Source organism: Streptomyces sp. NPDC093064 (genome assembly GCF_044754605.1).
Taxonomy (GTDB): domain Bacteria; phylum Actinomycetota; class Actinomycetes; order Streptomycetales; family Streptomycetaceae; genus Streptomyces.
This window is the reverse complement of sequence record NZ_JBIVPK010000011.1, coordinates 132261-158497: the sequence shown is the minus strand read 5'-3', so window position 1 is coordinate 158497 and position 26237 is coordinate 132261. Positions and strand designations below refer to the sequence as shown.

The window sequence follows — 26237 nt, the reverse complement described above, 5'->3', positions numbered from 1 at the left end:
GCTTCCCTGCGACTTACCGACCAGGCGTGAACCGCACCGGCAGCGTCCGCAGTCCGCGCATGATGAGCCCACCGCGCCAGCGCAAGTCGGCCGGATCTGTGTCCAGTTGCAGGTCCGGGAGCCGGGTGAGGAGGGTCGCCAGCGCGGTCTGGCCCTCCAGGCGGGCGAGCGGTGCGCCGAGGCAGTAGTGGATGCCGTGGCCGTAGCCGAGGTGTTGATTGTCACGCCGCCCGAGGTCGAGGACATCGGGGCCGGCGAACCGCTCCGGGTCCCGGTCGGCGGCGGCGAGGACGACGAGGACCGGGTCGCCGGCGGCGATGTCCTGCCCGCCGATGGTGAGCGGCCGGGTGGCGTAGCGCCAGGTGGCCAGCTCCACCGGACCGTCGTAGCGAAGGAGTTCCTCCACTCCCGTCTCCAGCAGGCCGCCGTCCCCCTCGGCGAGGGACCGCTGGAGCCGGTCCCGCTGCTCGGGGTGGGTGAGCAGGGCGTAGGTGCCGTTGCCGATGAGGTTGACGGTGGTCTCGAAACCGGCGAACAGAAGGATGAAGGCCATGGCGGCGGCCTCGTTCTCGGTGAGGTGCTCGCCGTGGTCGGAGGCGCGGATGAGGGCGGAGATGAGGTCCTCGCCGGGGGCGGGCTCGGCCGGGAGCGCCTCGCGCTTGCGGTGGATGAGGTCCGCGAGATAGCCGCGCATCTTCTTCACCGAGCGGGCGACCCCGCCACGCGGGCCCTTGCCGTGGCGGATCATCATGCCCGCCCAGTCCCGGAAGTCGTCCTGGTCCTCGCGGGGGACGCCGAGCAGGTCGCAGATGGCGTAGATGGGCAGCGGGAAGGCGAACTCGTGGATGAGGTCGGCGGTGCCGCGCTCGGCGAACCCGTCGATGAGTCCGTCGGCCAGCTCCTGCACACGCGGGGCGAACTCGGCGACGCGGCGCGGGGTGAACGCCTTGCTGACCAGCCGGCGCAGCCGGGTGTGGTCCGGCGGGTCGATGTTCAGCAGGTGGGTCATCAGCTCGGCCTTGCGCTCACCGGGGATGCCGGTCTTGCCCTTGGCGTGCGCGGGCTCGGCGTGGTGCGCCGGGTTCTTGGACAGCCGCTGGTCGGCCAGGGCCTGCTTGGCGTCCGCGTACCGGGTGACCAGCCAGGCCTCCACTCCGCTGGGCAGCCGGGTCCTGTGCACGGGGGCGTGCTCGCGGAGCCAGGCGTAGGCCGGGTAGGGGTTGCTCGCGAACTCCCAGGTGAACAGGGCGGGTGGCTGGTCGTGCATACGGTTGACCCTAGCGCCGGGGGTTCGGCGTCAGGCTTTCCGCCCCCACCGCCGCGGCTCCGGCCCTTCCCGTCCCTGGCGGCGATGCCCCCGGCTCCCCTGCCGGACCACCCCCTCCCCGCCCGCGCCCTCAGGGCTTCAGTTGCCCTCCGCCTCTACGATCGCGTCCCGGTACGCGCGCGCCGCCGCGCGCAGTGCCGCCTCCGGGTCGACGCCCTCCGCCTCGGCGCGGGCGGCCAGCGCCAGCAGCTCGTACCCGAAGCCCTCCCTCGCCGGGAGGGGGACCTCCAGGCCCGCCGTGCGGACCCGGGAGGCCAGCTTGGCGGCGAGGGCGAGGCCGGGCTGGCCGAGGGGGACACCCTCGGTCACGGAGGTGCGCCGCTTCTCCTCGGCCTTGGTGCGCAGCCAGTGCTCCTTGACCTCCTCCGGGGTGGTGGCGGTCTCGTCGCCGAAGACGTGCGGGTGGCGGTGGATCAGCTTGGCGACGATGGTGCCGGCCACGTCGTCGATGGAGAACGGCTCCTCGGGGTCCTCCTCGGCGATACGGGCGTGGAAGACCACCTGGAGCAGGACGTCGCCCAGTTCCTCACGCAGCTCCTCGCGGTCGCCGTCCTCGATAGCCTCGACCAGCTCGTACGCCTCCTCGATGCCGTACTTGGCCAGGCCCTTGTGGGTCTGTCGGGACGACCAGGGGCACTCGGCGCGGATGCGGTCCATGACCTGGACGAGGTCGAGCAGGCGGGCGCCGGGCAGGTCGTAGGAGGCGGGCAGCAGCTCCAGCTCCGGCATGTTCACACGGCCGGAGCCGGCCAGGCGGGCCAGTCCGTCGGTCAGGGCGGGTTCGCCCTCGCCGGTGGCCACGACGACGACCGTACGGCCGCCGGCGCACACGTCCACCAGTTCCTCGGCGCTCGGTGCCGACTCGTCCACGGCTATACCCGCCTCGCGCAGATACGGCAGCTGCGGATGGGCGCCGTCCGCGCACAGCACCCGGTCGGCCGCCCGCAGCGCCTGCCAGGCGGGCCAGGACAGGAGCCCGGGGGCGACCCGGTGGCTGGTGGTGAGCAGGACGATCCGGCCCGGGGCCGCTGCGGAGGTGGTCGCGCTGGTGGTGTTCACGGTCCGAACGTAACGCACACCGGCGACGTCACCCCTGGTTGTCCACAGGCCGGGGGCCGTCCCCCGGCCCGGTTGTCCACAGGCCCGGTCGTCCGGCGTCCGGTCGTCCGGCGTCCGGTCGTCCGGTCAGGCCGACTGCTTCGCGTCCACCGCCGAGACGTCCCGCAGCCACGGCGTCTTGGCGTTCACGAGGGTGCTCTTCTCGACGTCCCACGTGCCATAGCGCGGGTTGAGGTCCACGTGGAGTTCGGCGGAGGCCTCGGACAGCGCCTTCCAGAAGGCCGGCTGGCCGGCGTCGGTGTTCAGATGGGCCGCGAGCTTCTGCGCCTCCAGCTGGAGGCGGAGGTTGTCGTCGAGGCGCCGCGGCGGCACCCCGTACCGCTGGAGCCACGTGTCCTCGAGCGCCTTGGCGCCGCCCGCCTGCTGTTCGAGACCGGTGCGCAGCTGCTGGATCTCGCTACGGCTGACGCTGAGGCCGGCGTTCTTGGCGGCGCGGTCCAGCACCCGGTCGAGCACCATCTGGTGCAGCGTGTCCCGAGTGAGGGTGCCGGTCGCGGCGACGGCCTGCTGGTACTGCGCCTCGTCGGCCACCGCGGCACGCTGCGCGTCGCGCACCTCGCTCACCCGGCTCTGCAACTGCCCGAGGGTGATCCGCTGGCCGCCGATCACGGCCGCCGCGCCCGGACGTGCGTCGTTTCCACAGGCGGTGAGCAGGGGTGCCGCCGCGAGGATCGTGGCGGACAGGACGAGCGCGGTGCGACGGCGGCGGTGCAAGGAAACCTCCCGTGGTGGAGATTGTGCGGCGGTGCACAAAGTCTTGCGGTGATCGATATTAGGCAGCGGCCGGGCTCCGGCCAACCCATTCGACCAACGATTCACCACGACTTCGGGCACCGTCGCACCACGCCCCGCCCGAGCGGGCGTCGGCCGACACGGAAGCCGGGCGTCACCGCCCGGTTCCGGCTCAGCCGGTGATTGCCACCGGGGCGTCCCAGGTGTCGCGGTCGACGGTGAGGGTGTAGCCGCCGCGGGTCTCCTTGCTGTTGACCATGTACTGGTGGGCGCGGCTGTGGTCGGTGAACTGGGTCTTGCCGAAGGGCCAGTCCGTGGTGGTGGTGTCCTTGCCGTCCCACAGGGCGTACCAGAGGTTGCCCGGCAGGTCGGTCTTGTCCGTCGCGGTGGCGATGGCCTTGGCGCTGGAACTGGTGAAGCCGTAGAAGCCGGCCCGGTACGTCTTGGCGCGCAGTTCCTTGTCGAAGGCGCGGACGTAGGTCAGCACGGCGTCGTTGCACGCCTTGTCGGTGATGTCGTACGGCTCCATGTCGAGGTAGATCGGGCTGCCGGCCTTGATGCCGAGCCCCGCCGACTTGGCCACCGCGTCCTTGGCGTCGCTGGTGCCGAGGGAGGCGGCCGTGGCGGCGGTGAGCCGCTCGGGGTTGGCGCTCTTCTGGCAGGGCGGCTGGGCGCCGACGTACAGCGGGATGAGCTTCCAGCCCATGGAGCTGACCGACTTCACCCAGGAGGCGGTGAGGTTGGGCTGGGCGCAGCCGCGGTTCTTGCCGCCGATGTAGACGGCCGCGGCGCCGTAGTAGCCGGTGTTCCAGGCCTTCATGGCGCTCAGCGAGGGCGCCGTGCAGGTGTCGAAGGCGCGGCCGGTGAAGGTCTTCTGGGCGGGCCAGGCGGTGGCCGCCATGGAGGTCTGGGCCGCGATCCCGGCGCCGGCGACGACGACGGCCCCGGCCGCCGCCCACGTGATGTACCTGCGCTTCTTCGACTGCCGGTGCTCGGCCATCCCCACCCCTGTTGTCGTGTACGTGCTTGTTGCGCGTGTGCGGACGCACGCTAACCGACGGAACGTCTCCGGCCTGAAAAGTGATCGCCTCGCAGGGCACAAGAATCACTCAAGACGCAGCAAAAACACGCGTGTTACCTGCGACAGGCGACGGTCCGGCCTGCTCGGGCGGCATAAGGTCCGCTGGCCACTCCTCTGTGGCCCAGCCCGAGAAAGCACCTCACATGCACTTCGCGTCCCGCGCCGCCCATGTCCTCGCCCTGGCAGCGCTTCCCCTGGCCCTGACGGCCTGCGGCTCGTCCGGTTCCGCCGGCCACGCGTCCTCCGGGTCCACCCGCGACCCCAACGCCGGTCTGCTCACGGGCACCCAGCTGAAGAAGGCCCTCGCCCCGGCGTCGTTCTTCGCCTCCGGCTTCGCCGTCGACCCGAGCGGGGCCAGGGACTCCGGCGACACCTACACGCCCCCGTCGAACGCCCCGGCGGCCAAGCCGGACTGCACCAAGCTGGGCGGCACCGCGTGGATAGACGTCACCGGGATCACCGGCGTGTCCTTCGCCCAGAACGACTACGTCCGCAAGGACACCTCCGAGGACATCGGCCAGGAGATCGACACCTACCGGGGCACGACGGCGGCGAGCGTCCTCAAGGCCGTGGAGAAGACGGCCACGGACTGCGCGGGCTTCACCGACTCGCAGACCCACACCAAGGTGAAGGTCACCGGCCGCTCCACGCCGGGCCTGGGCGACGGCGCCTACACCCTCACCCTCACCGACCCGTCCTGGGAGAACGGCACGACCCTGGTCGCGGCCCGCGTCGGCACGAACGTCGTCAGCGTCATGTCGACGGACGGCCACGACAACGGGGCGGCGACGGCGAAGAAGCTCACGCTCCGGATCGTCGGCGCCCTGCGCAAGGAGTCCTGAGCCCGCGCGCTCCCCTGCGCCCCTCGCCCCTTTCCGCCGCCCGGCCCGTCGTCCACAAGCGGCCTCCACACCCCCCGCCGTGGCCTAACCTTGCCCTGCGACGACTCCGTCCCCGAGCGGCGGAGCGCTTGGGGGTGGAGATGGACAAGCGGCTGGAGGCCGGCTGGTTCCAGCGGATCGTCTGGTCCGTCCTGGTCTGGGGCTCGCTGGGCCTGCTGGTGTGGGTGCCGTTCCTGTACGTGGCGATCCGCCGCGGACGCGGATCGGACTGGGGCGCCTTCGCCGCGTTCGTCCTGTACGAGTGCGCCGTGATGCCGGGACTGTCCCTCGTGCCCGACGACAGCGACGCCGCCGCGGTACTCGGCACCGTGATCATCCTGTGCCTGCTGATGGCGACGGGGATGCTGCTGTTCGCCGTGTTCGACCGGCGGATACCGCAAGCGGTGGCAGCGGCCGGGTACGGCGCGACCCCTTCCTCACCCACGGTGCCGCAGGGCACGTACGGCTACCCCTACGGGCGCTGAACCGCACCGCGTACGGGCGTTGAGCCGCGGCCCCGAACGGGCGCTGAACCGCATCCCGTACACGCGCTGAACCGCACCGGTCAGCCGTGCACCTGGCCCAGCCACTGCAAGGTGCGCTGGATCTCGGCCGGGAAGGGATGCACGGGTCCGTGCCGCCGCTCCGCGTCGTGCAGCAGGCGCAGCAGGGTCTCGTGGGCGGCGGTCCGGTCGCCCAGGGCGAGCAGCAGGTGCCCGATGCGGCGGCGGATCTCGAAGGGCAGGTCGGGGTCGGCGGCCGTGTACGGGTTCTCCGCGAACCGGTTCTCGAAGTAGGGCAGCAGGGCCCGGTACTCGGTGAGCGCCGCGGCCGGCTCGCCGAGTTGTTCGAGGCACTGCGCCGCGTCGTAGCGGAACCGGAGGGACTGCGGGTCGGCGGCGCCCGCCTCGGTGGCCCGTTCGTCGGCGAGGCGCCGCAGTTCGGGCAGGGCGCGCCGGTACTGGCCGTCGTCCATCAGCGTGGCCGCGTACTGCTTGCGCAGGGTGCGCACCACCGGGGAGTGCTCGCCGTGCTGGGCGGCGGCGGCCGGGAGGATCGCGCCGAGGATGTCGACGGCCTGGGTGATGCGGCCCTCGCCGAGCAGCCGCTTGACCTCGTCGACGGCGGTGGCGACATCGTGGTGGCCGCCGGTCCTGGCGGTGGACGGTTCGGGGCGCGGTGCGGGGATGACGGCGCGGTCGGGCCAGGGGGCGTGCGGGCGCAGGAAGGGGCGGGTGGGATCGAGGGGTCCGCCGGTGTGCGGGCCGCGCGGGGGCAGCAGCGGCAGCAGGTCTTCGTACACCGCCTGGGCACCGGCCGGGCGGTGCTGGGGGTCCTTGGCGAGCAGCCGCAGCACGAGGGATTCGAGGGCGTCGGGGATCTCGGGGCGCAGCCGGCGCACGGGCACCGGCGGCTCGTAGAGGTGGCGGTGCAGCACGCCGACCGCGGTGGACGCGGCGAACGGGACGTCCCCGCTGAGGAGTTCGTGCAGCACCACGCCGAGGGCGTACAGGTCGGTGTACGGGCCGACGGCGCCGCCCATGGCCTGTTCGGGGGCCATGTAGGCGGGGCTGCCGATGGGTGATCCGGTGCGGGTGAGGCGGGTGGTCTCTGCGTTGAGGACGGAGGCGACGCCGAGGTCGAGGACGGTGACGGTGCCGTCCGGCTTCACCATCACGTTTCGCGGTTTGAGGTCGCGGTGGACGATCGGTACGGCGTGCACGGCGGACAGTACGGCGCACAGCTGGGCGGCGACGGCGACCGCCCACTGCCAGGGGTACGGCTCGTGTTCGGCGAGGTGGTCGGCGAGGTCGGCGCCGTCGACGTACTGCATGACGAGGTAGAGGTTCTCGTCCTCGCTGCCCGCGTCGTGCACGGTGACCAGGCCGGGGTGGTCGACCTGTGCGGTGACGCGGCACTCGCGGACGAAGCGGCGGCGCAGCTCGGCGGCGTCCTGGCTGCGGGGTCCCGCGACCTTGTCGGGGCGCATCAGCTTGACGGCGACCCGGCGGTCGAGCCGCTGGTCGTAGGCCGTCCAGACCTGGCCCATGCCGCCTTGTCCGATGAGCGTGGACAGTTCGTAGCGTCCGGCGACGACGCGTGCGGTCACCGGCCGTCCCCCGCGCCCCAGCTCGTGGTGAACCCGGCGTCCCCGGTACCCGGGGTCCCACCCGGTCCGGACCGCCCACCGTGGCCGGACTGGCCGCCTTGGCCGGACTGCCCACCGTGGCCGGGGCCGTTGTCCTGGCCTCGCAGGAAGTCGCTCAACTCGTCCAGTTCGGCGCGGACCTGGTCGATCCGGGCGGGCGCGGGACGCTGCGGCTGCTGGGGCACCGCGTTGGGGGCGGGCGCGGGCGCCGGGTTCGGCGCGGGTGGGAAGGAGGTGGGCCGCGGCGGGGAGTAAGGCCCCGGCTGCGGTGGGGAGTAGGGCGCGGGCTGCGGCCGGCCGTACGGGGTGGGCGGCGGACCGTAGCTCTGCGGGGCGGGGGCCGGCGGGTAGCCGTACACCACGGTGGCGGCCGTGGCACTGGGGGCGACCCGACCCGCCAGGAGGGCCTCGTGGTGGCGGAGGTCCCGGTACAGGAAGTAACCGACGCTGCCGAACGCGGACAGCAGGAGCAGCGCCACACCGACGTCGCCGCGCCAGGTCTCCGGGTCGCCCTTCTCGCCGGTGCCGTCGACGCCGATGAACACGCACCCCACGAACAGGAGGACGAGCGACAGGGCGAACAGGACCCAGTCGCGCCGGGCCCGGGTCATACAGGCGACGCGCAGCATGGTGCCCCAGGCCAGGAAGCCGAGGCTCAGCACCGAGAGGGCCACGAACAGCACCCTGAGCCCGACCACCAGCGCGATCGGGGGGCGCGGAGGCTGCGGCGGCGCGTAGCCGGGGCCGTGCATGACTGCTCCTAGTGCCGAGGCCCTGGCGGGGCTCCTGCGGGGACGTTGCGTACGGTGCGGAACCAAGGGTGTTCCGAGCGTGTTCCGAGGGTATCGGTCCACCCGGACAACCGGCTTGGGATGTACCGAACCGTTGCCGTCTCCCGTTCCCGCCGCACCGACCAGCCCCGTCCCGCCACGCTGCCCGCTCGGCCGCCGGTCCGTCAGCCGCCGGGCTGGACCGTCCCGTCGGTCAGTCCGTCGTACATGCCCCGCACGAGTTGCTCGCCGAGGTGTCCGGCCAGTCGCAGGGCGTCCTCGAAGGCGGCCAGCCCGCGGAACCGTTCGCCGTAGGTCCGCTGCTGCTCCAGCGGGATCCGCGGGAGTTGGAGCCTGCGCACGTCGAGCCGGGTCGCGGTGGACGCGTAGCTGCTGGCCTGGCGGTTGTTGGCGGTGCCGCGCAGGAATCCGGCGAGGAACCACGGGTCGAGCGCGGCCGGGTCGGGGCGCAGCAGGGTGAGGTTGCGGCCGAGCGCGGCCCCGGCCGTGCGCTCGTCGACGACGCGGGCGACGCGTCCCCCGCCGAGGACGGGGACGACGACGTCGCCGGCTTCGGTGAGCACGATGTCCTCGGCCGGCTCCCCGTCGGGCAGCACCCCGGACGGCGCGGCGGCAGCGAGGACGTCGTGGTCGGTGAGGACGGGGACGCCCGCGCGGGCCGGCCGGCCGGCGGCCGGGGTACGGGAGTGTGACGCCGCCGTGGGACCGGAGCTGCCGGAGGTGCGCAGGACCAGGGCTCCGGCGCGGGCGAGTTCACCGACGCTGGTCAGCGGCCAGCGCGCCGGCGGCGCCCCGGTGGCGGGCGGCGGTGGGGCGAGGGCGGCGGCGAGCCGCAGGGTGTCGCCCAGGCGTGCGCCGACGTCGGCCAGTTGCTCGGCTCCGCCGTCGGCCGGGAGCGGCAGATGGCGGGCGGGGGCGAGGTCGACGTCGTCGTCGAGGAGGTCGATCACCGGTACGCAGCGGCTGAGCCCCGGCTGCTCGTCGGCCGTGCCGGTGCGGTCGAAGGGCCGCCAGGCGTCGAGGACGGCGGAGCGCACGGCCTGCCAGTCGCCGCGGGCGCGCCCGTCGGCGGCGTCCGCCGAGTCCACGAGCAGCAGTTCGGGCGGCGAGGGCTGGGCTCCGGCGGCGGGGCGGCGCAGCACCCACAGGTGCAGCGGGATGTTGTACGGGGGCGCCGATCCGGCGGGCAGTGCGATCACGGCGCGCAGGGCGCCGCGGCGCAGCAGGTCGGCGCGGATGCGGCGGCCGGAGCGGCGGGACGCGGCGGCGGGCGGCATCAGCAGGACGGCGGTGCCGCCGTCGCGCAGGTGGGCGAGGGCGTGCTGGACCCAGGCCAGCTCGGATTCGGTGCGGGCGGGGAAGCCGTACTCCCAGCGCGGGTCGTAGGCGAGTTCGTCATGGCCCCAGTTGCGCTCGTTGAACGGCGGATGGCACAGCACCGCGTCCACGGCGAGGCCGGGGAAGGCGTCGGCGCGCAGGGTGTCGCCGACGCGCGCGTGCACCTCGGCGTCGGTACTCAGGGCGAGCCGCAGCGCGGTGAGGGCGGCGAGGTCGGGGGCGGCGTCCTGCGCGTACACGACGGTCGGCGAGCCGAGCGCGCCGAGCAGGGCGCCGGTGCCGGCGGCGGGGTCGAGCACCGTACGGGGCCGGCCGGCGAGTTCGGCCATCAGGGCGGCGGGCCCGGCCGGAGTGAGCGTGTACTGGCGGGGGTTGGCGTCGAGCTGCCGTCCGAGCAGGAACTCGAAGGCGCGGCGGGTGCCGAGTTCGACGGCGAGTTCGCCGACGCCCCTCAGCAGCGGCACGGAGGCGGCCAGTTCGGCGGGGCCGGGCGGGGTCAGGGCCGCGTGGCCGGTGTGGCCGGCGGGGGCCGGCACCGGGCCGGAACCGGGTGCGGCGGCGGAGGGAACGCCGTCGGCGTTCACAGCCGCCTGTGAACTGTGGCCGGCATCGACCGGGGCGGCGGTGGCACCCTCGCTGTTCACAGCGGTCTGTGAATCGAACCGCCGAGTGAGGGCCTTGGCGAGCTGGGCGGGCAGCAGCTCCGCCAGACGCGCGTCGGTCAGGCCGCTCAGCTTCAGCCATTCGGTGGGCCGGTCGCGGATCAGGAGCAGGGCGCAGCCCGCGTGGACGAGGGCGGTGACGGGGCCGGCGGGGTGTCCGGCGAGCTGCTGCCAGACCCGTTCGCGGAGCGGGACCTCGGCGAGTTTGCCCTGCTTGCGCAGCCACTCCTCGACCTCGGCGAGCGCGAAGGCAGGGCTCGCCTCGGTGCCGCCGACGGGCCGGGGGAAGTCGATGTGGCGGCGGCGCCAGTTGCTGACGGCGGCCCGGCCGACCCCCGCGAGGCGTGCGATTCCGGCGGCGGTCACCTCGGTGGCGTTGTCCTGCACCCGCGCGACTCCCCTCGTGATGGCTCTGTGACGTCGAGCATACCCAAGGACACCCGAAAGCCCCCTTCACGAGGTGAACCGATGAATCGAAAGATGTCGTGTTGACTCGGTTCACAACGCCTGCTCTGATTGACCCATCGGAACGAGCGGCCGCCGGATCGGCGGCCGCCATCCTGGGGAGGGATTTCTCATGGGCATGAAGACGAAGCTCGCGCTGGGTGCCGCCGTGGGTCTCGCGATCATCGGCGCGGTGTCGTGCAGCGCGGACACCGGCGACTCCAAGAGCGGCTCGTCCAGCTCGGCGGCGGCCGACGGGGCCAGCGGCGGCACCTCCGGCAAGGGCGGCGCCAAGGACAAGCAGTCCGACGCCGCCAAGGGCTCCCAGGCGGACCAGTTCAAGGCCTTCGTGAACAAGAACGGCACCGCGAAGGAGAAGGAGGCCGTCGCCCACGTCACCAAGGTCCAGGGCGCCGACGAGCAGAACGACATCCTCGACAGCGTCGACGTCCACACCGACTTCACCGGCGGCCTGATGGGCAAGGGAACGGGTCCCGCCAAGCTGATCGCCTCCGCCTTCGCGGACTGGAAGCACAGCAAGAACGGCCTCGTCACGATCTACGACGCCGACGGCGAACTGCTCGGCAACGGCAACTTCTAAAGCCGGCGGACCGGGCCCGCGCCCCGCGCCGCGCCCCTTTCATCCCCTGCTTCCCCCTCCAGCACCGGGGCCCCACACCCGGTGCCGCACCGCACCACACCGGACCCCCGGTCCCCGGCGCTCCCCGGCGCTCCCCGCCGCACCACCGCCCCCTGCCCGTGCCGTCACCACGACACGGCAGCCGCTCACCCACCTCACGACTCCCTCGGGGGACCCTCATGCGTCACACCGCCGCCGCACTCTGCCTGACCGCCGTCACCGCCTCGCTCGCGCTCACCGCGTGCGGCTCCGAGAAGCCGGACGCGGCGGGCGGCGACGCCAAGGGCAAGGCACACCAATCCGCCGGCGCCACGGCCGAACGCGCCCCGTTCGCCGACCTGTCCGGGCAGGAGATCGTCGACAGGGCGCTCAAGGCCACCCGGAGCGCCACCTCCCTCACCCTGAAGGGCAGCGTCCCCGACGACGAGGGCACCATCGAACTGGACCTGGCCCTGGACCGCGAGGGGCACTGCGCCGGGACCCTGGGCATGTACGGCGAGGGCGAGGTCGGCCTCATCAGGACCGACGACACCGTCTACATGAAGTTCGACGAGCCGTACCTGCGCTCCGAGGGCAAGGGGCAGTCCAAGTCCGAGGTCGACGGTGTGGTGGACATGCTCGCCGACCGCTGGGTGAAGACCGGCGCCGACAGCGACGACGCCAAGGACATGGCCGACTTCTGCGACCTCGACAAGCTGCTCGCCGACTTCGACGACACCCGCTCGGCGGCCCGCAAGGGCACGGCGACGACCCTCGACGGCACCCCCGCGTTCACCCTCACCGAGGCCGAGGGCAAGGACCGCTACACCCTCTACGTCGCCACCGAGGGCAAGCCGTACCTGCTCCGGATCGAGAACACCACGGCGAAGCAGCCGGAGGACATCTCCTTCACGGACTACGGCAAGCCGGTCCCGGCGGTGCCGCCCGCCGACAAGGACGTCCTGGACCTCGACAAGCTCTGACGCCCGAACGGCGCCCCACCCGACCACCCCTCCGGCGGTCCGTCACCCCTCTGGGGGGAGCGGGCACGGACCGCCGCCCCGGCCGGGGAGGAACACCCGCCTCCCCGGCCACAGGGCGTCAGGTCACGGCGCGTGGCGGCGACGCCGACCGCTTCTCAGCGGGCGTGGAACCGCTCCGGTGCCTTCGTCGGGTTGCCGCCGGAGGGCAGCTTCTGGTTCGGGCAGGTGGACAGGACCGTCTTCATCGCGGTCTTCTCGGCCGCGGTGACCCACAGTTGGTACTTCTTCTTCACCGCGACCTGCGCGGCGACGTACGTGCACCGGTAGGCCTTGGCGGGCGGCAGCCACGTCGCCGCGTCGCCGTCGCCCTTGGAGCGGTTGGCGCTCGCGTCCACGGCTATCAGGTTGAGCGGGTCGTTGGCGAGCGCTATGCGCTTGCTCGCGTCCCAGTACGCGGCGCCCTTCTGCCAGGCGTCCGAGAGGGCGACGACATGGTCTATGTCGACCTGGCTGCGCCCACGCCGGTAGACGATCTTCTTGTCGGAGTACGGGTCCCGCTCCAGCACGCCGTACGACACCTTGCAGTCCCCGTCGGTGAACCGCACCTGCTTCAGGTCCCGTTTGAGGATGTCGTCGCGGGTGGGGCAGCCGTTGGAGTCGGTGTCCGCCCAGGCGGTGCCGAACTTCTCCCGGACGTAACCGGTCTTCGGCGACCGCCCCTTGACGGTCAGCGACTCGGCGGCGGCGAGCGCCTCGCCGCCGGTCTTCACCGGCTCCGGTCCGCTCGCGCCACCGTCCAACTGCTCCGTGCATCCGGTCACGAACAGTGCCACGACGGCAGCCGCAACCGCCCCGCCCCTCAGACGCGTCACGCTGCGCCCCTCCCCTAACCTGCCTGGTCCCGCCCCTGGTTCGGGCGTTCTTCACCTGGTGCCCACCGTAGCGGGGAATACGCCCAGGCCACCCGGGGGGTACTGGGGTCACGGGGGGCGAACGCGCGGACCGCGCACCCTCCGCGACCCCAAAGACGCGCGGGCTACGACCCCAGGATGGACGCCAGGAACTCCCCCACCCAGCCCAGCAGTTCACGGCCGACCAGCGGCTTGCCGCCGATCTTCGCGGTCTTGGGGCGGGGTACGAGGACCTGGTGGACGGCCGGCTTGATCACCGAGCCCGGGTAGAGGCGCTTGACGCGCAGCTCCTGCGACTCGCGCAGATCCACCGGGGCGAAGCGGATGTTGTTGCCCTGGAGGACGATCTCGCCGACACCGCACGCCCGGGCGAGCATGCGCAGCCCGGCCACCAGCAGCAGGTTCTCCACCGGTTCGGGCAACTTGCCGTAGCGGTCGGTGAGTTCCTCGCGGACGGCCTTGATGTCCTCCTCGGAGTTCGCGGAGGCGATGGACCGGTAGGCCTGGAGGCGCAGCCGCTCGCCGGGCGCGTAGTCGTGCGGGACGTGCGCGTCGACCGGCAGCTCGATCTTGACTTCGAGCGGCGGCTCCTCCGCCCCTCCCGCCGAGGGCTCCCCTGCCTCCAACTGCCGCCGGTAGTCCGCGACCGCCTCCCCGACCATGCGGACGTAGAGGTCGAAGCCGACACCCGCGATGTGCCCGGACTGCTCGCCGCCCAGCAGGTTTCCCGCGCCGCGGATCTCCAGGTCCTTCATCGCCACGTACATGCCGGCGCCCATCTCGGTGTGCTGCGCGATGGTCGCCAGGCGCTCGTGCGCCGTCTCCGTCAGCGGCTTCTCCGGCGGGTACAGGAAGTAGGCGTAGCCGCGCTCGCGGCCACGGCCCACCCGGCCGCGCAACTGGTGCAGCTGGGACAGGCCGAAGTTGTCGCCGCGCTCCACGATCAGGGTGTTGGCGTTGGAGATGTCGATGCCGGACTCGACGATCGTCGTGGAGACCAGCACGTCGAACTTCTTCTCCCAGAAGTCGACGACGACCTGCTCCAGGGCCGTCTCCGACATCTGGCCGTGGGCGGTGGCGATGCGCGCCTCGGGGACGATCTCCCGCAGCCGGGCCGCGGCGCGGTCGATGGACTCCACCCGGTTGTGGATGTAGAAGACCTGGCCCTCGCGCAGGAGTTCGCGGCGGATCGCCGCGCCGATCTGCTTCTCCTCGTACGGCCCGACGAACGTCAGCACCGGGTGCCGCTCCTCGGGCGGCGTGGTGATCGTCGACATCTCCCGGATGCCGGTCACCGCCATCTCCAGGGTGCGCGGGATCGGGGTCGCCGACATCGTCAGGACGTCGACGTTCGCGCGGAGCTTCTTCAACTGCTCCTTGTGCTCGACGCCGAAGCGCTGCTCCTCGTCGACGATGACCAGGCCGAGGTCCTTGAACTTCGTCTCCGAGGAGAACAGGCGGTGGGTGCCGATGACGATGTCCACCGCGCCGTCCCCGAGGCCCTCCACGACCGCCTTCGCCTCGGTGTCGGTCTGGAAGCGGGAGAGCGCTCGGACGTTCACCGGGAACTGCGCGTACCGCTCGGAGAACGTGCCGAAGTGCTGCTGCACCAGCAGTGTCGTCGGGACCAGGACCGCGACCTGCTTGCCGTCCTGCACGGCCTTGAAGGCGGCGCGAACCGCGATCTCCGTCTTGCCGTAGCCGACGTCGCCGCAGATCAGGCGGTCCATCGGGACCGACTTCTCCATGTCCTCCTTGACCTCGGCGATCGTGGTCAGCTGATCCGGGGTCTCCGCGTACGGGAAGGCGTCCTCCAGCTCGCGCTGCCACGGCGTGTCCGTGCCGAAGGCGTGCCCGGGCGCCGCCATCCGCGCGCTGTAGAGCTTGATCAGGTCGGCGGCGATCTCCTTGACCGCCTTCTTCGCCCGCGCCTTGGTCTTCGTCCAGTCGGCGCCGCCGAGCCTGTGCAGCGTGGGTGCCTCGCCGCCGCCGTACTTGGTGATCTGCTCCAGCTGGTCGGTGGGGATGTACAGCCGGTCGCCGGGCTGGCCGCGCTTGGCCGGGGCGTACTCCACCACCAGGTACTCGCGGGTCGCGCCCTGCACCGTGCGCTGCACCATCTCGATGTAGCGGCCCACGCCGTGCTGCTCGTGGACGATGTAGTCGCCCGTCTCCAGGCTCAGCGGGTCGATGGTCTTGCGCCGCCGCACCGGCATCCGCGCGCCGTCCCGGCCGGCCGTCTTCTGGCCGGTCAGGTCGGTCTCGGTGAGCACGGCCAGCTTCAGCGCGGCGTCGAGGAAGCCGTGGTCGATGCCGCCGCAGGCGACGTGCACGACCGACGGGGACACCTGCCCGAGGTCCACGTCGAGGCGGGCCGCGATGCCCTCCCCGCCCAGCACCTCGACGGTGCGCGAGGCCGGGCCGTGGCCCTCGGTGACGAACACCGCGCGCCAGCCGTCCGCGAGCCAGCCCTTGGTGTCGGCGAGCGCCTTCGCGATGTCCCCGCGGTACGTCTCGGGTGCGTGCATGCCCAGCTTGAGCGTGTCCCCGTCCCCGTCGTACGCCGTCTCGTCCGCGGCGAACGGCGACACCGACCACCACATCATGTCCAGATCGCGCGCCCGGTCCCGGACGTCCGCGATCGACCACAGGGAGGCCGCGCCGAGGTCGATGGGCGCCTCGCCGCCGCCGGCCGAGGCCGCCCAGGACGCCTGGAGGAACTCGTGGGAGGTCGCCACCAGGTCCGCCGCGCGCGTGCGCACCCGCTCCGGGTCGCACACCACGGTCATGGCGCCCTTGGGCAGCACGTCGAGCAGCAGCTCCATGTCGTCGACGAGGACCGGCGCCAGGGACTCCATGCCCTCCACCGCGATGCCCTCGGCGATCTTGCCGAGCAGCTCGCCGAGCTCCGGGTGCCGCTCGGCGAGTGCACGCGCCCGCGTGCGTACGTCCTCGGTGAGCAGCAGCTCACGGCAGGGCGGGGCCCACAGTCCGTGCTCGGCGACCTCCAGGGAGCGCTGGTCGGCGACCTTGAAGTACCGGATCTCCTCGACGTCGTCGCCCCAGAACTCGATGCGCAGGGGGTGTTCCTCGGTGGGCGGGAACACGTCGAGGATGCCGCCGCGCACGGCGAACTCGCCACGCTTCTCCACCAGTTCCACGCGGGAGTACGCGGCGGCGGCGAGGTCGTCCACCACGTTGTTCAGGTCCGCCGTCTGCCCCGTTCGCAGGGATACAGGCACCAGGTCGCCCAGGCCCTTGACCTGCGGCTGGAGCACCGAGCGCACGGGTGCGACGACGACGGAGACCGGGCCGGTCTCCGGATCGTCGGGGTTCGGGTGGGCCAGGCGGCGCAGTACGGCCAGGCGGCGGCCCACGGTGTCGCTGCGCGGGCTGAGCCGCTCGTGCGGCAGCGTCTCCCAGGAGGGGTACTCCACGACGCCCTCCGCCGGCAGCAGCGAGCGCAGGGACGCGACCAGATCCTCGGCCTCGCGGCCGGTCGCCGTCACCGCGAGCACGGGACGGGCGGCCTCACGGGCCAGGGCGGCGACGGTGAAGGGGCGGGCGGCGGGGGGACCGACGAGGTCGACGTGCATGCGGTTGCCGTCCGCCGCCGCGGTGATCGCTTCCGCGAGGGCTGGGTCCTTGACGACGGCGTCGAGCAGACCGTGCAGGCTCATGGGGGGCTTTCCGTCCGAATCCGTCCGAAGGTGGGCAACGCGAAGATCCCGACTCGTGCGCGGGCCGGGGATTCCTTCAGCGTACGCCGCCGGGCAGGCGGGCCGCGGGGGCTGTGGACAACCTCGGTCGCGCCCCCGCCGCCCCTTCCTGCACAAGCCCGGTGCCGGGAAGTCCCCCTGACTTCCCGGCACCGGGCTCCACCGCGGCCCCCGTCCACGGAAGGGTCGCGTCGCGCTCGCTACTCCGTCGCGATCGCGTTCAGAACGTTCATCCGGCCCGCCCGGAAGGCCGGGATCAGGGCGGCGAACAGGCCCACGAAGGCCGAGCCGATGAAGACTCCGGCGATCGTGATCCAGGGGATCTCCAGGACCTTCAGGCCCTCCAGGGCGAGGAGCTTCTGGGCGGTCGCGCCCCAGCCCATGCCAAGACCCAGGCCGAGCAGCGCGCCGAACAGGGCGATCACCACGGACTCCAGGCGGATCATGCGGCGCAGCTGGCGGCGGGAGAGGCCGATCGCCCGCATCAGGCCGATCTCCCTCGTCCGCTCGACCACCGACAGCGCCAGGGTGTTCACCACGCCCAGGACGGCGACGATGATCGCCAGGGCGAGCAGGGCGTAGACCATGTTGAGCAGCTGGCCGATCTGGTTCTGCAGCTCCTCCTTGTAGTCGGTCTGGTCGCGGACGGTGTACTGCGGGTAGTCGTGCAGCGCGGACTTGAGCGCCTGGTACGCGGCGGTCTCCTGCCCGTCCTTGGCGGTGGCGAAGAGCAGCAGGTCGAGCGGCATCCGGTCGGCCGGCAGGTACTTTCCGACCGTGGCGATCGAGACGTACATCGCGCCGTTGTCGATCATGCCGTCGTCGCTGGTGATCGCGCGGACCGTGAGCTCGGCCGTCCTGCCGCCCCTGAACCCGACCCCGACCGTGGACCCCTGCTTGATGCCGTGCTTCTTGGCGAAGCCCTCGGGGACGGACATCGAGTCGGGCCCGTAGGCGTCGGCGAGCGTGCCGGAGACCGTCTTGGTGCGCAGGTCCTGGGCGTACGTCGGGTCGGCCGCGTTGATCATCTCGTTCTTCGAGGTACGGCCGTCCGGCGTGGTCAGGGAGACGTCCACGAGCTTGTACTCGGTGACCCGCTCCAGCCCCGGGGCGTCCTTCACGGCCTTCACCGCCTGCGGGGTGATGACCTCGCCGTTGTCGCTCTGGATGATGAAGTCCGTGCCGACGGTCTTGTCGAGCTGGTCGGTGGCGGAGGCGACCATCGAGGAGCCGACCACCGACAGGCAGGCCACCAGGGCCAGGCCGATCATCAGCGCGGCGCCGGTGGCGCCGGTGCGGCGCGGGTTGCGCAGCGCGTTGCGCTCGGCCATCCGCCCGATCGGGCCGAAGATCCGCAGCAGGACCGCGCTGAGCACGCGGACCAGGCCGCCCACGAGCAGCGGACCGACGACGACGAGGCCGATCAGGGTGAGCACCACGCCCAGACCCAGCCACGCCGAGCCCTGAGTGGCCTTGTCGGCGCCGGCGGCGGCGTACAGGCTCGCGGCGCCGGCGCCGGTGAGGACCAGGCCGACGACGGCCCGTACGGTCCCGGCCCTGCCGTCGGCCGGGGTCCCCGCCTCGCGCAGGGCGGCCATCGGGGAGACCTTGCCGGCCCGCCGGGCGGGCAGGTAGGCGGCGAGGACCGTGACGACCACGCCGAGGACCAGGCCGATCACGGGGGTGGTCCAGGCGACCGTGAGGTCGTCGGTGGACAGGTGCATGCCCATCTGGCTCATGAGCTTCATCAGGCCGACCGCGATGCCGACGCCCGCCCCGACACCGAGCACGGAGCCGACCACGCCCAGCAGCAGCGCCTCGACCAGCACGGACCGGTTGACCTGGCGGCGGGAGGAGCCGATGGCGCGCATCAGGCCGATCTCCCGGGTGCGCTGGGCGACCAGCATCGAGAAGGTGTTGATGATCAGGAAGATGCCGACCAGGAAGGCGATTCCGGCGAAGCCGAGCATCCCGTACTTCATCACGTTCAGGAAGCTCTCGATGTCCTTCTGGTTGGCGTCGGCGACCTCCTTGGCGGTCTGCACCTTGTAGCCGGCGCCGAGCGCGGAGGCCACGTTCTTCTTCAGCTGCTCGTCGGTGACGCCCTTGGCGGCCGTGACGTTGACGTTCGTGTACACGTCGGTCCGGCCGACCAGGGTCTGCTGGGCGGTCCTGGTGTCCAGGTAGAAGATCGCCGCGCCGGGGTTGGTGACGGTGAAGGCGGCGATGCCGGACACGTGCGCGCGGTGGGTGCCGACCGCGGTGATCACACCGATCTCGTCGCCCAGCTTCAGGTGGTGCTTGTCGGCGGTGTCGGCGTCGACCATCACCTGGTCCGAGCCCTTGGGCGCCGCACCTGAGGTGATCTTCATGGTGCGGGAGTCGTTGTCGTTCCAGTTGCCGACGATGGTGGGCGCGCCGCTGCTGGGCGACAGCTTGTCCTTGTCGGCGTCGACGACGGTCACCGAGGTGGAGAACACCGTCCCCTCGGCGGCCCCCACACCCTGGGCCCGGCGCACCTCGCCGAGCACGGAGGCCGGCATGACCGGCGGCTTGCCGGTCCGGGAGGTGGTCTCACCGGTGTCGGACGAGGTCTTGGCACTCACCGTCACGTCCGAGGCGGTCGCCTGGAACAGCTTGTCGAACGTGGTGTTCATGGTGTCGGTGAACACGAGCGTGCCGCACACGAAGGCCACCGACAGCAGCACGGCGACGGCCGACAGCGCCATACGTCCCTTGTGCGCGAAGAAGTTGCGCAGGGAGGTCTTCAGGACGGTCATGACGTACGCCCCCGGGCGTCGAAGTCCTTCATGCGGTCCAGGACCTGATCGGCCGTCGGCTGGTTCATCTCGTCGACGATCCGGCCGTCGGCGAGGTACAGCACGCGGTCGGCATAGGAGGCGGCCACCGGGTCGTGCGTGACCATCACGATCGTCTGGCCGAGGTCGTCCACGGACCGGCGCAGGAAGCCCAGCACCTCGGCGCCCGCGCGGGAGTCCAGGTTGCCGGTCGGCTCGTCACCGAAGATGATCTCGGGCCGGGCGGCCAGGGCCCGGGCCACGGCGACGCGCTGCTGCTGGCCGCCGGAGAGCTGGTTGGGCCGGTGCCTGAGCCGTCCCGCGAGGCCCACGGTCTCCACCACCTGCTCCAGCCACTTCCGGTCCGGCTTGCGGCCGGCGATGTCCATGGGCAGGGTGATGTTCTCGAGCGCGTTCAGCGTGGGCAGCAGGTTGAACGCCTGGAAGATGAAGCCGATACGGTCCCGGCGCAGCTGTGTGAGCTTCTTGTCCTTCAGCCCGGTGATCTCGGTCTCGTCCAGGAAGATCTGGCCGCTCGTCACGGTGTCGAGACCGGCGAGGCAGTGCATCAGCGTGGACTTGCCGGAGCCCGAGGGGCCCATGATCGCGGTGAACCGGCCGCGGGCGATGTCCACGTCGACGTGGTCGAGGGCGACGACACGGGTCTCCCCGGCCCCGTACGCCTTCACGACCTGCCGCGCCCGAGCGGCGACGGCCGTAGTCCCTCCAGTACCCCCGTGCCTGGGAATGGTCACAGCCGTTGTCACGTCAAGTCTCCTATGTCGGTCTGGTGGTGAAACGCGTCTGGTGGCGAGTGGCGTCTGCTGGTGAATCGCGGTGGTGGATCGCGGTGGTGAGCCGCGTTCGACGGATCGAGTCGGTGCGTGTACGTCGTGCGCTGCGGTACGCCGTCGAGTCTGGTCGACGGGGGGTGTCCGGCGCGCTGGTGCTCAGCGCAGTCTTCTCCGGGGGAAAACCCCACCCCCACCGCTCCGGCGTACCGCCCCCGTCGGCGTAAAACCAGGTTAAGGACCGTCCCCGTCCCCGCTCGTCCTCCGTCGGTACGAACCCTCCCCGACCCCGGGTACGGAGCTTCCCCTAGGGGGCCTCCCCCCATGGGTGGACACGCTCTCAGGGTCGCCTCCGCCTCCCGGCCCCCTCAGCCTCCGCCCTCCCGCTACGTGAAGGTCAAGTGGGAAGCTGTCCGAGGCAGATGGATGCAGGGGGAAAGGATCCGGAGTGGGCAGCACCGAACCCGCGACACGGCAGGCCGCTCGACCCGGCGCGACCGACCGGCGGGGCGCGGTCGTCGCCGCGCTCATGCTGGCCATGGCACTGGCCGCCCTCGACTCGACGATCGTGTCGACGGCCGTGCCGCAGATCGTCGGGGACCTGGGCGGCTTCTCCGTGTTCTCGTGGCTGTTCTCGGGCTATCTGCTGGCCGTGACGGTGACTCTGCCCGTCTACGGCAAGCTGTCCGACACCTTCGGCCGCAAACCGGTGCTCGTCGCGGGCGCGATCGTCTTCCTCGTCGGCTCCCTGCTGTGCGCCGGCGCCTGGAGCATGGGCGCGCTGATCGCCTTCCGCGTCGTCCAGGGCCTGGGCGGCGGGGCGTTGCAGGGCACGGTCCAGACACTCGCCGCCGACCTGTACCCGCTGGAGCAGCGTCCGAAGATCCAGGCGAAACTCTCCACCGTGTGGGCGGTATCGGCGATCGCCGGACCGGCCCTGGGCGGCGTCCTGGCCGCCTACGCCGACTGGCGCTGGATCTTCCTGGTCAACCTTCCGATCGGCGCCGTCGCCCTGTGGCTGATCGTCCGCCACCTGCGCGAGCCCGAGTGGGAGCGGCGGTCGCGCCCGCGCGTCGACTGGGCGGGCGCGCTGGCGGTGTTCGCGTGCGCGGGTGCCCTGCTCACCGCGGTGGTGCAGGGCGGGGTGGCGTGGCCGTGGCTGTCGGCGCCGTCGCTCGCCCTGTTCGGTACGGGGTTGGCGCTGGCCGCCGCGGTGGTGGTGATCGAGCGGCGGGCGGCCGAGCCGATCCTCCCGGGCTGGGTGTGGCGCCGCCGTACGATCGCCGCGGTGAATCTCGCCCTGGGCGCACTGGGGTTGCTGATGGTCGCGCCGACGGTCTTCCTGCCCACGTACGCCCAGTCGGTGCTCGGCCTGGCGCCGGTGGCCGCCGGATTCGTCCTGTCGGTCTGGACCTTGAGCTGGCCGGTGTCGGCCGCGCTCAGCCAGCACGTCTACCGGCGGATCGGCTTCCGCAACACCGCCTTGCTCGGCATCGGCGCGGCGGCGCTGACCCTGTTCGCCTTCCCCTTCCTGCCCTACCCCGGCGCGGCCTGGCAGCCCGCCGCGCTGATGCTGGTGCTGGGCGCGGCCCTCGGCCTGTTCCAGCTCCCCCTCATCGTGGGCGTCCAGTCGACGGTGGGGTGGTCGGAGCGGGGCACCGCCACCGCCTCCATCCTGTTCTGCCGCCAGACCGGCCAGACGCTCGGCGCGTCCGTCTTCGGCGCGGTCGCCAACGGGGTGCTGGCCACGCGCCTCGGCGGCGCGAGCGACCTGGACTCGGTGACGCGGGCGCTGAGTTCGGGCACGGCGCCGGAGGCCACACGGCGGGCCATCGCGGACGCGGTCCACGCGGTGTACATGGGAGCGGGGTGCGCGGCGGCGCTGGCGTTCACAGTGCTGCTGGTACTGGCGCCGCGCCGCTTCCCGGTACTGAAGGATTGAGGCGGCCGGCCGCGGGGCGCTACTCGGCCCACGCTCCTTCCTTCAGTGCCGTGATGCTGTCCTGCACGGTGTCCATCTGGACCCGTACGTCGTCCCACACCTCGCCGTGCTCGCGCAGTACCCGCTCGGTCTCGTGGGCGATCCGGTCCGCGCGCAGCCGCGCCCCGGCCAGCAGCTCCGCCGCCCGCGCGCGTGCCTCCTCCGGTTCCCGCCCGGCCTCCTCCCGCGCGTCGGCGAGAGCCTGCTCCGCCTCGGACAGCGCCCTCTCGGCGGCCGCCACCCGCTCGATGTGGTCCACCTCCAGCGCGGTCTGACGGTCCGTCGCCTCCTGCTCCGCGTCGACCAGCGCCTCCGCCTGTTCGCGGGACTGCTCGGCGAGCATCCCGGACGTGCGCTGCCGCATCTCCCGCAGCGCCGCCAGCGCCTCGCCACGGGACTCCTTCATCTCGCGCCGCACGGAGATCCGGATGTCGTCGGCCTCCGCCTGGGCCGCGAGCAGCCGCTGCCGGGCCCGTTCGTCGGCCTCGGCGCGTACCGCGTCGGCGTGCGCCCGCGCGTCCTGGAGCACGCCGTCCGCGTGCGTCCGCGCCGTCTCCAGCAGTTCGTCCGCCTCCTGCCGCGCCCGCTCCCGGAGCGTACGCGCCTCGTCCAGCCCCAGCTCGTACAGCCGCCGGGCGCCCTCGCCCAGCGACTCGTAGGTCTGCTCGCCGAGTCGCGCGACCCTCTCCCGCAGGGCCGCGAGTTCCTCCTCCATGTTCCTGGCCAGGACGGTCAGCCGGGCGGCCCGCTCCCAGCCGGCGTCCCGGTCGTCGGAGAGGGCGTCTGCGAAGGCCTTCACCTGATCGGGGCGGTAGCCGCCTCCCCGTACGACCACGAAGCCGTGGAGCGACATCGGTGCGCTGCCCATCCTGGACCCCTCTCCCGCCGTCGGTGATTTCGCGCACATCTTGAGGGATTGGGCGGAAATGTTCATAACGCGACACTCCGGGCGGAAGCGTCGGTCGGCCTCGAACACAAAAGGGCCGGGCCCGGTCACACGACCGGGCCCGGCCCTCTGAGCCGAACGCTCACACGCTCACAGGAGTCCGTCCCACATCTGCTCCAGCAGCACCGACCACCAGCTCTCGGGCGAACCGAGCGCCGCCGGGTCGAGCGCGGCCAACTGCGCCTGGAAGTCGACGGTCCAGCGGCCCGCCTGCTCCTGGTTCAGGCCGAACCGCAGCCGCCACATCCGGCCGAGCAGCGCCAGGCAGCGCGCGAACTCCGGCAGACCGGTGTTCACGAACTGCGGCGCCACGGGCGCACCGCCCGGACCCGCCTCCACGGGCACCGCCACGATGTTCGCCGTGCCGTACTGCACGCAGATCGCCTTGCCGAAGTCGCTGCCCATGACGAGGTAGGAACCCGCGTCCGAGGCCGGCTGCACCCCGCGCTCGGCCGCCAGCTCCGCCAGCGTCGGCACCGGGCGGCCCGGTTGGGCCTGCGCCCAGAAGAACGGCCCCATGTCCATGGGCAGACCCGCCACCACCAGCGTGTGCGCCACGACCGGCGGTACGCCCTGCCGGGAGACCGCCGCCTGCTCGAACCGGAAGACACCCGGCCCGAACGCCGCGGCGAGCTCCTGCGCGATCCCCTCCGGGGGAATCGGCGGCACCGGCTGCACCGGCGGCAGCGGTGCGCGAACCGGTCCCGGACGGGCCGGACCGTCCGCCACCTGGTGCAACTCACCCTGATGAGCGAGCAGTTGCTGCATGCCCTGCTGACGGCTCGCGTGGTCGGTGCCGTACGGGGCGATGGACGCGATGCGGGCCTGCGGCCACTGCTCACGAATCATCCGCGCGCAGTAAGCGCCGGGCAACTCGCAGGACTCCAGCTCCGTGTGCAGCTCCAGGACCCGGTCCGGCGGCACGTTCATGGCCCGCAGCTCGTGGAAGATCTGCCACTCCGGGTGCGGCGTGCCGGGCGCGGAGCGCCGGATCAGCTGCTGCTCGGAACCGTCGTGCGCGCGGTAGCGCAACACGGCCTGGTAGCCGGGCCCGACGGTCGGCTGCCCCTGCTGGGGGTAGCCGTAGGCCGGGGGATGCTGCCCGGGAACGGGCGGCTGACCGGGCATCGCCTGGCCAGGGACCGGCGGCTGACCGGGCATCGCCTGCCCCGGAACGGGCGGCTGACCAGGCATCGCCCGCCCCGGAACGGGCGGCTGACCAGGCACTGCCTGACCGGGCATGGGCGGCTGACCAGGCACTGCCTGACCGGGCATGGGCGACGCGCCCGGCGGCGGTACCGCGCCCGGCGGCATGGGCGGCGGGGTGCCCGGAGGCATACCAGGCACACCAGGGCCGCCCGGGGCGCCGAGCGCGCCCGAGGGGGGCGGAGGCGTGTGGGGGCCACCCGAGGGGGGCGCGGCCAGCATCGTCTCCGCGTGGTGCACGGCTCCCGGAGCGCCAGGCGCGCCAGGGGCGCCCGGGGCGCCGGGCATGCCAGGGGCACCCGGAGGAACACCGGGGGCGCCAGGAGCACCCGGAGTGCCAGGGGGCGTCGGCGGCTGCGGCGCGCCGGCGGCACCCGGCGGCTTGGGCGCACCCGGTGCACCCGGAGCACCCGGAGCGCCGGGCGGAGTCGGCGGGTGCGGGGCGCCCCCGCCGGTCTGGCCGGGGTCGGCGAGCATCGTGGCGGCGTGGTGGACGCCGCCCGGGGGCGTACCGCCGGGCGCGCCCGGACCGGTGAGGCCCTCGGGCCCGTCGGGGCCGAGCGACGACACCATCTGGGTCGGCACGTAACCGCCCGCGGCGCCCGGAGGGGGAGGCGTGGACGGACCACCCGGCCGCGCGCCCGGAGTGCCCGGAGCACCGGGCGGCGGAGGCGTGGTCGAACCGCCCCCGCGGCGCGGCGGAGGCGCCGCCTTGCTGGTCGCGGCGTCGGCGATGTCACCGGCGTTGGGCGCGAGCGGCCGCCCGTGACCGGCACCGCCCGGCACCTGCGCACCCGGCACCGGCGGCGGAGTACCAGGGGCCACCGGACCACCCGGATGCCCGTACCCGGCATCACCCACCGGCCCGGACGGCGGCGGAGGCGTACTGCCCTGCGGCACACCCGGCAGCGACGGCGGAGGCGGCGTACCCGGAGCCCCCGGGCCGCCCGGTCCACCCGGCCCCTGCGGATACCCGTACCCCGCACCCGGGGCAGGCGAAGTACCCGGCGGAACCGGCCCGTTGGGATCGTCGACCGCCGGTGAGAACGCCGTGCGCGGGAGCGCGCTGCCGCCCGCCATCAGCGCCGTCTTGGCGTCCGGCGGGGCGGCGGGCGGCGGGGTGTCGTCGTCGGAGCCGCTCAGCGGCGGCGCGAACACGGTCGCCGGCAGCGGTACGGAACGGTCGTCCCCGGTGTCGGCGTTGGTGTCCGTACCCGCCCACGGGGTCGCCCCGGCCGGCGCACCCGGCACACCCGCGTCCGCGGACGCGCCCAGCGGCACCCCGGCCTGCGTCTGGGGAAGCGCACCGCTCCCGGCCGCCTCCGCCGACGCGGCGGCGGCAGCCGCACCGCCACCCGTGCCCGAGTCACCGCGCCGGTCCGGAATGCCCATCCGGTCCGCCGCCTCCTGAAGCCACTCCGGCGGGCTCAGCAGGAAGGACGTCTGATTCAGGTCCACCCGCGCCGGGGGCACCGGGGCCGCGCCGGCGGTCGGCTCGACCCGGCCGTACTCCTCCTCGTACCGGCGGACCACCTCGCCCACCGGCAGCGCGGGCCACAGCGTGGCCTCCCCGCTGTCCCGGGCGATCACCAGCCGCTGCGCGCCCCCGTCCAGGCGCGGGCCGCCCTCACGGTCCTCGGCCCACACCACGAAGCCCAGCTCGAACTCCCGTACCCGCACCTCGCGGTGCTGGTACGCGGGCACATCTCCGTTGATCCACTCCTCGGCGCGCTCCTGCGCCTGCGCGAACGTCACCATC

Annotated in this window: 18 protein-coding genes; 5 read left to right on the top strand and 13 right to left on the bottom strand. The window is 72.8% G+C overall.

The features are described 5' to 3' along the window. Positions 1-13: 13 nt before the first annotated feature. The 4 genes from ACIQFZ_RS16220 to ACIQFZ_RS16205 form a co-directional block, all read right to left on the bottom strand. On the bottom strand, positions 14-1267 hold the full coding sequence (locus ACIQFZ_RS16220; RefSeq protein ID WP_365417120.1) for a cytochrome P450: 1254 nt from the start codon (positions 1265-1267) through the stop codon (positions 14-16). A gap of 138 nt (positions 1268-1405) precedes the next feature. Next, on the bottom strand, positions 1406-2386 hold the full coding sequence (locus ACIQFZ_RS16215; RefSeq protein WP_365417122.1) for a nucleoside triphosphate pyrophosphohydrolase: 981 nt from the start codon (positions 2384-2386) through the stop codon (positions 1406-1408). Positions 2387-2512: 126 nt separating this feature from the next. Further along, positions 2513-3160 carry a SurA N-terminal domain-containing protein gene (locus ACIQFZ_RS16210; protein ID WP_365417124.1) on the bottom strand — a complete coding sequence of 216 codons (648 nt, stop codon included), beginning with the start codon at positions 3158-3160 and terminating at the stop codon, positions 2513-2515. Between the two features lie 190 nt (positions 3161-3350). Further along, a complete protein-coding gene (locus ACIQFZ_RS16205; RefSeq protein ID WP_365775639.1) occupies positions 3351-4178 on the bottom strand; it encodes a glycoside hydrolase domain-containing protein in 828 nt (275 codons plus the stop codon). Between the two features lie 224 nt (positions 4179-4402). Here ACIQFZ_RS16205 and ACIQFZ_RS16200 point away from each other — a divergent pair, with 224 nt between their 5' ends. Both ACIQFZ_RS16200 and ACIQFZ_RS16195 read left to right on the top strand, forming a co-directional pair. Continuing rightward, positions 4403-5101 (top strand): hypothetical protein, encoded by a 699-nt coding sequence (locus tag ACIQFZ_RS16200; RefSeq protein ID WP_402691486.1) that lies wholly within the window; start codon positions 4403-4405, stop codon positions 5099-5101. 140 nt (positions 5102-5241) lie between these two features. Further along, complete coding sequence (locus ACIQFZ_RS16195; protein WP_365417153.1) at positions 5242-5625, top strand: hypothetical protein; 384 nt, start codon at positions 5242-5244, stop codon at positions 5623-5625. Positions 5626-5705: 80 nt separating this feature from the next. Here ACIQFZ_RS16195 and ACIQFZ_RS16190 read toward each other — a convergent pair whose 3' ends face one another. The 3 genes from ACIQFZ_RS16190 to ACIQFZ_RS16180 all read right to left on the bottom strand — a co-directional run bounded on the left by ACIQFZ_RS16190 (position 5706) and on the right by ACIQFZ_RS16180 (position 10467). Then, positions 5706-7250 (bottom strand): protein kinase, encoded by a 1545-nt coding sequence (locus tag ACIQFZ_RS16190; RefSeq protein ID WP_402691485.1) that lies wholly within the window; start codon positions 7248-7250, stop codon positions 5706-5708. Further along, positions 7247-8041, bottom strand: a complete 795-nt coding sequence (locus ACIQFZ_RS16185; RefSeq protein ID WP_402691484.1) for a hypothetical protein — start codon at positions 8039-8041, stop codon at positions 7247-7249. Before ACIQFZ_RS16185 ends, ACIQFZ_RS16190 begins: the two co-directional genes overlap by 4 nt. A 203-nt stretch (positions 8042-8244) precedes the next feature. Continuing rightward, on the bottom strand, positions 8245-10467 hold the full coding sequence (locus tag ACIQFZ_RS16180; protein WP_402691483.1) for an N-6 DNA methylase: 2223 nt from the start codon (positions 10465-10467) through the stop codon (positions 8245-8247). A 190-nt stretch (positions 10468-10657) separates the two neighbouring features. Between ACIQFZ_RS16180 and ACIQFZ_RS16175 the strand changes: the two genes are divergently transcribed. Continuing rightward, positions 10658-11125: a hypothetical protein gene (locus ACIQFZ_RS16175; protein ID WP_365417136.1), complete on the top strand. Its 468-nt coding sequence runs from the start codon at positions 10658-10660 to the stop codon at positions 11123-11125. A 218-nt stretch (positions 11126-11343) separates the two neighbouring features. Next, entirely contained in the window at positions 11344-12126 is a 783-nt protein-coding gene (locus tag ACIQFZ_RS16170) for a hypothetical protein (RefSeq protein ID WP_402691482.1), read from the top strand. Between the two features lie 155 nt (positions 12127-12281). Here ACIQFZ_RS16170 and ACIQFZ_RS16165 read toward each other — a convergent pair whose 3' ends face one another. The 4 genes from ACIQFZ_RS16165 to ACIQFZ_RS16150 form a co-directional block, all read right to left on the bottom strand. Then, positions 12282-12998: an HNH endonuclease family protein gene (locus ACIQFZ_RS16165; RefSeq protein WP_365775635.1), complete on the bottom strand. Its 717-nt coding sequence runs from the start codon at positions 12996-12998 to the stop codon at positions 12282-12284. A gap of 164 nt (positions 12999-13162) precedes the next feature. Further along, positions 13163-16717, bottom strand: a complete 3555-nt coding sequence (mfd, locus tag ACIQFZ_RS16160) for a transcription-repair coupling factor (RefSeq protein WP_402691481.1) — start codon at positions 16715-16717, stop codon at positions 13163-13165. A 239-nt stretch (positions 16718-16956) separates the two neighbouring features. After that, positions 16957-19536 carry an ABC transporter permease gene (locus ACIQFZ_RS16155; protein WP_402691480.1) on the bottom strand — a complete coding sequence of 860 codons (2580 nt, stop codon included), beginning with the start codon at positions 19534-19536 and terminating at the stop codon, positions 16957-16959. After that, positions 19533-20321, bottom strand: a complete 789-nt coding sequence (locus tag ACIQFZ_RS16150; RefSeq protein ID WP_361411827.1) for an ABC transporter ATP-binding protein — start codon at positions 20319-20321, stop codon at positions 19533-19535. Before ACIQFZ_RS16150 ends, ACIQFZ_RS16155 begins: the two co-directional genes overlap by 4 nt. A gap of 472 nt (positions 20322-20793) precedes the next feature. On the opposite strand from ACIQFZ_RS16150, the gene ACIQFZ_RS16145 reads away from it, so the two are divergent. Next, entirely contained in the window at positions 20794-22287 is a 1494-nt protein-coding gene (locus tag ACIQFZ_RS16145; protein WP_365775634.1) for an MFS transporter, read from the top strand. Between the two features lie 19 nt (positions 22288-22306). On the opposite strand, the gene ACIQFZ_RS16140 is transcribed toward ACIQFZ_RS16145, so the two are convergent. Next, the gene (locus tag ACIQFZ_RS16140) at positions 22307-23194 is read right to left on the bottom strand and encodes a cellulose-binding protein (RefSeq protein WP_402691479.1); all 888 of its coding nucleotides are present in this window, start codon (positions 23192-23194) and stop codon (positions 22307-22309) included. Positions 23195-23362: 168 nt separating this feature from the next. Beyond that, entirely contained in the window at positions 23363-26236 is a 2874-nt protein-coding gene (locus tag ACIQFZ_RS16135; protein ID WP_402691478.1) for an SUKH-4 family immunity protein, read from the bottom strand. Position 26237 lies beyond the last annotated feature (1 nt).

What these genes read in the sequence shown, in the direction of transcription:
- ACIQFZ_RS16220 (WP_365417120.1), bottom strand. Translation starts at nt 1,267, where the DNA reads ATGCACGACCAGCCACCCGCCCTGTTCACCTGGGAGTTCGCGAGCAAC.
- ACIQFZ_RS16140 (WP_402691479.1), bottom strand. Translation starts at nt 23,194, where the DNA reads ATGGGCAGCGCACCGATGTCGCTCCACGGCTTCGTGGTCGTACGGGGA.
- ACIQFZ_RS16200 (WP_402691486.1), top strand. Translation starts at nt 4,403, where the DNA reads ATGCACTTCGCGTCCCGCGCCGCCCATGTCCTCGCCCTGGCAGCGCTT.
- mfd (WP_402691481.1), bottom strand. Translation starts at nt 16,717, where the DNA reads ATGAGCCTGCACGGTCTGCTCGACGCCGTCGTCAAGGACCCAGCCCTC.
- ACIQFZ_RS16185 (WP_402691484.1), bottom strand. Translation starts at nt 8,041, where the DNA reads ATGCACGGCCCCGGCTACGCGCCGCCGCAGCCTCCGCGCCCCCCGATC.
- ACIQFZ_RS16155 (WP_402691480.1), bottom strand. Translation starts at nt 19,536, where the DNA reads ATGACCGTCCTGAAGACCTCCCTGCGCAACTTCTTCGCGCACAAGGGA.
- ACIQFZ_RS16135 (WP_402691478.1), bottom strand. Translation starts at nt 26,236, where the DNA reads ATGGTGACGTTCGCGCAGGCGCAGGAGCGCGCCGAGGAGTGGATCAAC.
- ACIQFZ_RS16170 (WP_402691482.1), top strand. Translation starts at nt 11,344, where the DNA reads ATGCGTCACACCGCCGCCGCACTCTGCCTGACCGCCGTCACCGCCTCG.
- ACIQFZ_RS16175 (WP_365417136.1), top strand. Translation starts at nt 10,658, where the DNA reads ATGGGCATGAAGACGAAGCTCGCGCTGGGTGCCGCCGTGGGTCTCGCG.
- ACIQFZ_RS16205 (WP_365775639.1), bottom strand. Translation starts at nt 4,178, where the DNA reads ATGGCCGAGCACCGGCAGTCGAAGAAGCGCAGGTACATCACGTGGGCG.
- ACIQFZ_RS16195 (WP_365417153.1), top strand. Translation starts at nt 5,242, where the DNA reads ATGGACAAGCGGCTGGAGGCCGGCTGGTTCCAGCGGATCGTCTGGTCC.